The organism is Streptococcus sp. 2020WUSS089, assembly GCF_044427405.1.
In the GTDB taxonomy this organism is placed as follows: domain Bacteria; phylum Bacillota; class Bacilli; order Lactobacillales; family Streptococcaceae; genus Streptococcus; species Streptococcus hashimotonensis.
In genome coordinates, this window is sequence record NZ_JAOTGD010000011.1 from 17,240 (window position 1) to 26,758 (window position 9,519).

Below are 9,519 nucleotides of genomic sequence, written 5' to 3' on the forward strand. Positions count from 1 at the left end.
TTCCCTCGGTCTGCAGACCTATTTTTAAAAAAAACTTTAAATTTTGGGGTAAAAATTCGGTTTTTATGAGAAAAAAGCCTGGAATCTCCAGACTTTTTCGTTCTTATACTAAACAACTTCCTACATACCTATAACAGATAGGCATCAATAGTTCAATATTAAATCTATTTTGTTAGGAATTAATCTTCTAATTCAATACCGCCATCAAGATCTAGGATAACATCTTGGATCTCTTCCGCAACAACAGGAGCTTCTTCGGTCGCAACCTCTTCAACTCCATCCGCTTCAATCAAACCATAGTGAATACGAATCTTACGGTCGATTTCATCAAAGATTGCTGGATTGTCTGCCAAGAATTTCTTAGCATTTTCAGAGCCTTGTCCGATTTTTTCTCCATTATAAGAATACCAGGCACCTGCTTTTTGAATAATACCAAGGTTGCTACCGATCTCGATCAATTCACCTGTGCGAGAAATTCCCTCTCCATACATGATTTCAACGACAGCTTCCTTAAACGGAGGAGCTACCTTATTCTTCACAATCTTGACCTTGGTTTCCTTACCAACGTTTTGATCTTTTTGATCACCAGTACCTTTGATCTGCGTATTTCCGCGGACATCCATACGAACAGATGCATAGAACTTAAGAGCACGTCCACCAGGTGTTGTTTCAGGGTTACCAAACATCACCCCAACTTTTTCACGTAACTGGTTGATAAAGATAGCAATTGTCTTGGTCTTGTTGATAGAAGCTGACAACTTACGCATAGCCTGACTCATCATGCGTGCTTGCAAACCTACGTGACTATCACCAATATCACCATCAATTTCTGCACGAGGTACAAGAGCTGCTACAGAGTCAACGACAACTAAGTCAACCGCGCCAGAGTCAATCAACTTGCCTGCAATCTCTAGACCTTGTTCCCCTGAGTCTGGTTGAGACAAAAGTAATTCATCAATATTTACCCCTAGGGCTGCTGCATAGGCTGGATCCAAAGCATGTTCTGCATCAATAAAGGCTGCAATTCCACCTTCTTTCTGTGCTTGAGCCACAGCATGAAGAGCAACTGTTGTCTTACCTGAACTTTCTGGACCATAAATTTCAATGATACGCCCCTTCGGATAGCCACCCGCTCCAAGCGCAATGTCGATTGACAAGCTACCTGAACTCATGACTTGAACTTTTTGCTCAGCACGCTCACCAAGACGCATGACAGCCCCCTTACCAAAATCTTTTTCAATTGATTTTAGGGCATCATCCAGCGCTTTTTTACGCTCATCGCCAAATTTCTTTGTAATATCTTCTAATTTTTTTCCTGGTTTCTTAGCCAATGATTTTCTCCTCTTTTCTTAGTCAAACTATTATAGCAAATATCTGCTATTTCACAAAGTGTTTCGTACAAAATCTAACGCCTGTAAACAAGCAAGTTGACGGAGGTATGGCCATGAATAACCTCCTAAATCTACCTCTTTTTTAGAAATACCCGAGGTACTGGCCAAGGCTAGATATACTTTAGCAAGTACGTTGTCTACTGTTGATTCTGGCTTGACTGCCACCGACACTACTAGCCCTAAATCAGCTTGTAGTTCCTCCCGAATACGACTTGCTTCTTCTGATAACCCGCCCGATTCTATCCCTAGCTGACCGATGATTTTTCCTCCGCTATAATACGGCTGACCAGCCAAAGCCAGACTCAATTCTGCTTGTAATAAACCACCTGTTCCATGCTCTAGGATGCCCAAAGATTGTTTCTCTTCCTCTAAAAGAGTCGCTACGGTTTTAACCAAACTATTATCATCCCCATATGCATAGAAAAAATCTCTCAAATGATCACGTTGCAATATCTCTTCTTCCAACTGATTCAAACGCACGTTCGCTTCTTCCTGGTTATCTGCCTTCGTAGATAAACGAAGCGTCACCTCTCCAACTTTTGCATAAGGCGCAAGAGTCGGGTCTGTCTGCTTGTCAATCAAATCCGCTAAAACAGTCACCAACTGGCTTTCACCTATTCCAAAAAAGCGTAGGACACGCGAGTAAAGTTGCTGCTGAGATTGAGTCAAAAAAGGTAACAGACTCTCAGAAAACATAGCCTTGAGTTCACTTGGTGGTCCGGGCAAAACAATATAGGTCACACCATCTTGCTCAATCATACCACCAACAGCTAAACCAGCTGGGTTCTGTAGCGCCTGACTTCCCTCCACAATCTGTGCTTGACGCTCATTATTAGGTGTGCGAACACGACCTGGTCGACTGGCAAAGAAACGGTCTAATTTTGCCATCGCTAGTTCGTCAACAACCAACTCTTTTTGCAAAAATGTCGCTAAAGTTTGCTTAGTCAAGTCGTCTTCAGTAGGACCTAAACCACCACATAAAATGACCATATCACTCCGTTTACTTGCAATTTCAAGTACAGACAATAGTCGCTGTTCATTATCACCTACAGCAGTGTGGAAGTATACATCAATACCTAGCTCTGCACATTTCTCCGAAAGGAACTGAGCATTGGTATTAACGATTTGGCCTGTCAAAATCTCCGTCCCAACGGCGATTAGTTCTGCTTTCATATTCCTCCTCTGTCTAGGGTGCGATTGCTCGCTCATCTAATTAGTTCGTAAGGGATTTCGAAAATCGCAAGATTCTTCGTGTTCATTCAACAGACCTGCTGCCTGCAAATAAGAATAAACACATACAGGACCTACAAATTTGAAACCTCGCTTTTTCAAATCTTTTGAAATTCGCTCAGACAAGTCGTTCTTGGTCGGCAATTCTCGGAAGGACTTGACAGGGTTGTCAATTGTTGCACCGTTCACCCATTCCCAAAGATACGTATCAAACGTACCGAATTCCTCCTGTACTCGAAGAAAAGCCTGGGCATTGGCGCGGGTAGCGTACAACTTAGCCTTGTGACGAATGATATCTGGATTGCTCAGAAGACCGTCTAACTCGCTATCTGTCATAGTAGCAACCCTTTGAATATCATAGTTGAAAAAAGCAGAGCGAAAAGCCTGGCGTTTGTTGAGGATAATTTCCCATGAGAGTCCAGCTTGGTAAGACTCCAAGCAAAGTAACTCAAACAGGGCCTGCTCATCATGTAGCGGCTTGCCCCATTCTTCATCATGGTAGGCAATATAGAGTGGATTGTTGGGATTGACCCAAGCACAACGGGACATAGAAACTCCTTTTCGAGAATAACTACAGTGCGAATCAGGATAAACTGACTGAAGCACGACTACGATACTTTGTAAAGTTGTCAAACTGAATCCTAAATATCACTGAATGACGCAGTTGACATCTGGTAAAAGGCTTCGTCAAAACTCGCCTCTTACCTAGCTGTCATTACGGAGGTCTCACAACGAAATTTCTGTTCGGCCGTCTATTTTCTCTTTGTCTTTAACGTCTTTGTATCTGGACACGACATGAGCCGCAAAAATCGATATTATTTTTGTGGCGAATTAGTAAGGTACCTAGGCAAGTCGCAAATAGCGATTGCCGTAGTGGGAGCAGGAAAGAATTCAACAGATAAAAAAGAATTCGTCAACAAGTCCTAGTTTTAAGTTGTTGAGCTGAAACAGTCTATCCCCAGACTGTTTCACTCCCACCCCCGCACAGCTTAAACTGTCTGGGGGACAGTTTAAGGTTGGAAATAAAGCGAACTCGTTCGCATCAGTCGTAGAGGTCAGATTTGAAGTGTGAAACACGAACAAATCTGCCAATCAACCACTGCGCTGAGATGTTGACTCAAACTTTGAGTAACAAAACAAAACTTTTTAACCATCATATTAGTACGTTAATTGAACACGGACTAAGGACTGTGAGAAAAAGATAAACCTGCCTAGAGCCTGATGGCTCTGCGTTAGGCTTCCTATTTTCTCTATGTCCTTTACGTCCTTTGTATCTTATTACTTCATCAACATTTTAAGGGCTGACTTGATGTAGTTTTCTGCGGTATCGTTGGTGCCTTCGAAGAATTTCTTGATTTTCTTGAGTTCGGCTGGTCGGTAACCAAGGGCTTCCATGGCTTCCATAGCTTCATCAAGAGCGATATTTTCACTGGATGGTACTACTTGTTGAACAGGACCCGCTTCTTCGCTCATAACAAACTTGCCTTCCAAGTCCAAAATCATCTGCTGGGCTGTTTTCTTGCCAATCTTTGGAAACTTGGTCAGATAGGTAATGTTCTTCTGCTCAATGGCACGAACTAGTCCATCATTATCATCAACAGCGATAATTGCTAGAGCCGTTGTCGGACCAATACCTGATACTGAAATCAGGCTGAGAAAAACAGATTTTTCAGCTTCTGTCATAAATCCGTAGAGCAAATGAGCATCTTCACGAATCACCTGATGCGTATAGACAGTCACTTCTTGCTGGACTTGTCCTGAATAGGCGTAGGGGTTAGCAACTTGCAAGATATACCCTACTCCATGCGTTTCTACCACAATGTATTTTGCAGTTATTTTCGTTAAAATTCCTTTAATATAGTCGTACATATACTTCCTTTACTAATGTGTCAACTTTTTCAACTATGTTAATACTTGCCCAATTCTCGCAAACTCGTGTGATTTTCCTGAATGCGACGGAACATTTTTTCCATATCCGATTTGCTAAAATGCACTAAGACTGGGCGACCGTGCGGGCAGTTATAGGGATTTTGGCAGTAAGACAATTGTCTCAATAAATCACGCGCCGAATAATCATCCAAAGCATGGTTGGCCTTGATTGACCGTTTACAAGACATCATGATAGCCAGTTCTGCCCGATACTGCTTGATTGACACCTGATCCGTCAAGAGCAACATGTCACACATCTCATAGATGCCAGACTCAATCTCCTCTTCCTTCATCCAAATAGGATGTTCACGCAGAATAAATTGATTAGCTCCATATTCTTCTAAGTTGACACCAACTTGACGAAGAGCATCCATTTTGTGGACAAGGTTAAGGGCATCATTCTGCGGAAATTCAAAAATATACGGCACCAATAACTGTTGAGCTGAATTGTCAACCTGTCCAATTTTCTCACGATAGTATTCGTATTTGACCCTCTCTTGTGCGGCATGCTGGTCAATGATATAAAGTCCTGTCTTACCTTGCGCAAATAAATACGTCCCATGCATTTGACCAAAATATTCTAACTCTGGAAATGTCGATGTTTCCTCCCGGTCTAATTTATCTGCCAGTTTTGCCAATTCTTTTGCACTTAGATTAGGATGCTCCTGATCTTCTGATTCCACCAACTGACGTTCTGCAAATTGAACAGATGTAGGTTTATTTTCGACAGGCGACTCAACAATCTCTTGCCTATCCTCTTCGAGAGGTTTGACATCCTCAGCGACCACGTCTGGTTTTAAGAAGAAGTCTTGCTTAATCGTATCATAATAGATTTTTGGCTCTTTGAGTGGTAAGGTGCCTTGCTCTGCTTTTACTTTTGGTCGAGTACTTGACTGAGCTAAATTCTCAAGAGCATCTGGTATCAAGTCCTGCTCTTTAAGCGCTTGACTAATCGCCTCTCGAATCAAGGTCATGAGTTCTTTTTCCTTGGAGATGCGAACTTCCTGCTTGGTCGGATGCACATTGACATCGGCAAGATAGGGGTCAATCTCAATAGAAATCACCGCCAGCGGAAAGCGTCCAACCATCAACTTACTGCCATAACCTTCCAAAATCGCTCGATTCAACAAAAAATTCTTGATATAGCGACCATTGATGAAAATGGAAATGTAGTTGCGGTTGGCACGAGTCAACTCTGGCAAGGAAACGTAACCTGAAATCTGAAAATCCAGGTCTTCTGCCTCAATTTCAACCATTTTTTTGGCAGACGCAATCCCATAAATCCCTGAAATTGCCTGACGAAGTTTCCCTGTCCCTGCAGTTCTAATTAATTCTCGTCCTTCGTTTACTAAGGCAAAAGCTATTTCCGGATGAGCTAGACTCAATCGATTTACAACATCAACAATATGTGATAATTCAGCCTGTTGACTGCGAACGTATTTGAGACGAGCAGGGGTATTGTAAAATAAATCCGAAACAGTAATCTGCGTACCGACTGGACGACTAACGGGCTCCTCTTTCTCGATGACACCACCTTTGGCCTCCAAATGAAGTCCGTGTGCAAAGTCTGCCGTAGCTGTCTCAATGACCATATGACTGACAGAAGCAATGGAAGGCAGAGCTTCTCCACGAAAACCGAGGGTACGAATACGAAACAAATCCGATTGACTTTTTATCTTACTGGTGGCGTGACGGCGGAGGGCAAGCGCTACTTCATCAGGGGCAATCCCCTCACCGTTATCCGTGATTTGAATCATTTTAAGGCCAGCCTCTTCAACACTAATTTCAATCTGACTAGCCCCTGCGTCAATGGAATTTTCCACCAACTCCTTAACCACACTGGCTGGTCGCTCAATGACCTCACCAGCCGCAATCTGGTTGGCTAGTATTTCTGGTAGTTCAATAATATGTGACATCATTTCTCCTACATTTCTTTAATAATTTTTCCCGAATGCTTATTTTTCCATTATACCACATATCCACTTTCCCTCCTTTTCCCAGATAGGCTAAAGAAAAAATGACTGCCTGAGCAATCATTCATTCTTTTGATAAATCGTAAAGTAATCCGTTGTCTGAACAGACTGGTACTGTGATTCTAAATTTGTCTTGATTTCATCTAGAATTGGCAAATTCTTATTGACGACTACAAATTTTGCCTCATTTTTATTGATGTCATACATCAAGCTATTTTTATTGTCGTCAGTATTCAGATAGGGTTCTGCTGTAGTAAGCGTTGCGGCAGATAAACGTTGACTTGAAAGATAGATACTTGCGCTATTATCCCAAACATAAATCTTATCCGAATCTTTCGTTTGTTCACCAATGTAATTGGCAACTTGTTCACGGTCAGTTCTCAAATCTCCCTGTACCAAATAAAGATAAGCAGGTTGAGCGATAATACCCAAGCAAATAGCTAATGGAAGGAAGAATTGACGACGCAAATACCCACGATGATCTTCTACATCCTCATCACGCAGGTAAACGACTGACATCGCAAAACCATACGGTAAAAGAAGAATGAGTTGGCTCCATTGAAAGTTTGCGTTCCCAATAATAAAGACACATTGAACTAAGAAAGTCAATAATAGGAGAACTTTGATATAGGTATGTCTTACTTGTTTGAAAGAAAACACCATTTGGATGAAACTTTTAAAGAATCCAGATAAGAGTAAAAATACAGACACAATCGCCAAGGCTAAATATAGATAGGAATGGTGAAAGTCTAACTGTAAGTTATAAAGGAAAGTTTGTTGAATAGCTGTTCCCAGAATCTGCGCCTCAAAAGCATAATAACCTACCGCATATAGAATCAGAAGAAAACCAAAAATGGTCGCTAATAATTGATAGATTCCTCGAGTAACTTGGCGGTGTTGGATATTAAAAATAAATAAAACTAGACCCGCAACTAACCAAAGAATCAGACTTTTTGGGTAAATTAAAAATACCAATGCCGCATCGATTCCGTAGAGGATAAATGCCTCATCACGCACTGCATTTTCAAAATAGCGGACCAGAAACCACACACTAGTCAAAAGAAACGGAAGAGCAAACATTTCTGCATACATCCCTCCAAAACCAAGTGCAAAAATAAACACATAGAACCAATGACTAGAACTTGTCGCTAGGTGTTCTGACTGACTAAAATAAGCTACAATCTTATAGAAATAGATTCCCGCTATCAGTAACGCTATAAACTGGAGGATTCCAAAGATAATGAAAGTCCCTCCCAGATGACCTAAGAAAGCAAGTAAGTAGAATAATAACCCGCTTGTCCCAAAGAAATCACCATAAGGGATTTGTCCATTTGCCATTGCCATCCCTGCATATAAATTTTGAGTTTGTATATTGGTTGCAAATGGCATTAGCAGTGGATTGGCTACGCTAAAAACACTTAAAACTAAGCTCCAAACAAGAGCTGGCCAATACTTTGTCTTTAATACTCTTTCATGAAATTCACCATTCAGTTGCACTTGCTGTCTGCGTGATGCTCTACGACTACGCCGATAAGTTTCCTCAGGATGAGTAACTACGTCCGAAACTACATCTAATTCTGTCATTTTCTTCTCCTTGGATTTGCTTTCCTTATTATATCAAAAAGCACTCCCGATGTCATTTCCTATCGGGAGTTCTAGAAATTTTTGCAAACTGTTCTAATTGGCGAAAGGTATGGCGTTTGAGCTTTTCAAATTCCTTTAGAAATGCTATTTTTTCTGCATGTGTCATACCTATTTATTCGCAAAATGATAGTCATTTTTTAAAAAGCCGACGAACTTCTGAGATAAAGTAGAGAGAGCCTGTGACAATCAAAATCCCTTGCTTTCTAGATTGCCAGTCTTCTATAAACTGCTGATAATTCTCAACATAATCTCGTCCTTGACGGTTTTCCTCGGACAAGGCACCATCATAAGCAAAGCTGGTTAATACAAGGGCAGTATGTGGTAATTTTTCGTCCAATAATTCCAGCATTTCTTGAAAGTCCTTGCGCCGAAGAGCTGAAAAGAGAATGGTGACAGGTTCTTCTTGTTCTTGAATAAATTCAACCAAACGTTCGATAGCTGGGACATTGTGGGCTCCGTCCAAATAGATTTTTGGCGCTTGAGCAACCAATTCCAAACGACCAGGCCAGCTGGTTTGGGCAAGGGCTTGTTGAATCAACTGAGGTTGAATATCTTTTTGGATATTGGTCATATAGAGTAGAAAAGTTTGTAGGGCTACGGCCGCATTCTCTTCTTGGTGATGGCCAGCCAGCCCCAGAACTAATTCCGACAGATTGATGTCCGTATTGCTGAACTGTCCTGCTTTATAGGTGAATTCCTGACCAAATTGGTAGACAGGTGCTTGTTTATCAAGGGCAATTTGGCGACAGATGGCTGTGGTTTCTGGACAAAGCGGTCCAAGGACGACAGGCACGTTTTCCTTGATAATCCCTGCTTTCTGCTCTGCTATTTCCCCTAAAGTCAAGCCTAATAAATCCTGATGGTCCATGCCGATGGAGGTGATAACGCTTAGGGCTGGTGCCACGACATTGGTCGTATCCAAAAGCCCTCCGATGCCCACCTCTACTAGCGCCACATCGAGCGGCTGGTCCTGGAAATAGAGGAACATGATGAGCACCATGACTTCAAAATAGCGAAAAGGCTCATAACGAGCGGCGACTTCCTGCTCCAAGTCGTAGACTTTCTGTAAGTAGTGCTGAAAATCATGGTCAGAAATGGGCTGGCTGTCGATACAAATCCTGTCGTGTACGCTCACCATGTGAGGTGACACGAAACTGCCGACACGCAAGCCATGTGCCTGAAATAGCTGGCGCATAAAGGCAATGGTCGATCCCTTGCCATTGGTTCCAGCGACATGAATGACCGGAACTGCAAACTGGGGATTTCCTAGCTGTTCTAGGGCATACTCAATCTTTTCCATCTTGTAATGAAACACCTGACCTTGCTTGGTGTTTAACCAATTTTCTAACATA

Annotated in this window: 7 protein-coding genes; all 7 read right to left on the reverse strand. The window is 42.0% G+C overall.

Features of this window, described 5'->3' with window-relative positions:
* Positions 1-179: 179 nt before the first annotated feature.
* The 7 genes from recA to ODU46_RS08300 all read right to left on the reverse strand — a co-directional run bounded on the left by recA (position 180) and on the right by ODU46_RS08300 (position 9,518).
* A complete protein-coding gene (gene recA, locus ODU46_RS08270; RefSeq protein WP_398579488.1) occupies positions 180-1,331 on the reverse strand; it encodes a recombinase RecA in 1,152 nt (383 codons plus the stop codon).
* A gap of 51 nt (positions 1,332-1,382) precedes the next feature.
* Entirely contained in the window at positions 1,383-2,564 is a 1,182-nt protein-coding gene (locus ODU46_RS08275; protein WP_398579489.1) for a competence/damage-inducible protein A, read from the reverse strand.
* 36 nt (positions 2,565-2,600) lie between these two features.
* A complete protein-coding gene (locus ODU46_RS08280) occupies positions 2,601-3,170 on the reverse strand; it encodes a DNA-3-methyladenine glycosylase I (RefSeq protein ID WP_398579490.1) in 570 nt (189 codons plus the stop codon).
* 729 nt (positions 3,171-3,899) lie between these two features.
* Positions 3,900-4,490, reverse strand: coding sequence for a Holliday junction branch migration protein RuvA (gene ruvA / locus ODU46_RS08285; protein WP_044692559.1), 591 nt, complete (start codon positions 4,488-4,490; stop codon positions 3,900-3,902).
* Between the two features lie 38 nt (positions 4,491-4,528).
* On the reverse strand, positions 4,529-6,466 hold the full coding sequence (gene mutL, locus ODU46_RS08290) for a DNA mismatch repair endonuclease MutL (RefSeq protein ID WP_208542012.1): 1,938 nt from the start codon (positions 6,464-6,466) through the stop codon (positions 4,529-4,531).
* 117 nt (positions 6,467-6,583) lie between these two features.
* Entirely contained in the window at positions 6,584-8,107 is a 1,524-nt protein-coding gene (locus tag ODU46_RS08295) for a quinol oxidase (protein WP_105136248.1), read from the reverse strand.
* Between the two features lie 190 nt (positions 8,108-8,297).
* Positions 8,298-9,518, reverse strand: coding sequence for a folylpolyglutamate synthase/dihydrofolate synthase family protein (locus ODU46_RS08300; RefSeq protein WP_105136247.1), 1,221 nt, complete (start codon positions 9,516-9,518; stop codon positions 8,298-8,300).
* Between the last annotated feature and the right edge of the window lies 1 nt (position 9,519).

Excerpts from the sequence above, each read along its gene's own strand:
- ODU46_RS08275 (WP_398579489.1), bottom strand. The coding sequence starts at position 2,564 with ATGAAAGCAGAACTAATCGCCGTTGGGACGGAGATTTTGACAGGCCAA.
- ODU46_RS08280 (WP_398579490.1), bottom strand. The coding sequence starts at position 3,170 with ATGTCCCGTTGTGCTTGGGTCAATCCCAACAATCCACTCTATATTGCC.
- ODU46_RS08295 (WP_105136248.1), bottom strand. The coding sequence starts at position 8,107 with ATGACAGAATTAGATGTAGTTTCGGACGTAGTTACTCATCCTGAGGAA.
- mutL (WP_208542012.1), bottom strand. The coding sequence starts at position 6,466 with ATGTCACATATTATTGAACTACCAGAAATACTAGCCAACCAGATTGCG.
- ODU46_RS08300 (WP_105136247.1), bottom strand. The coding sequence starts at position 9,518 with ATGTTAGAAAATTGGTTAAACACCAAGCAAGGTCAGGTGTTTCATTAC.
- ruvA (WP_044692559.1), bottom strand. The coding sequence starts at position 4,490 with ATGTACGACTATATTAAAGGAATTTTAACGAAAATAACTGCAAAATAC.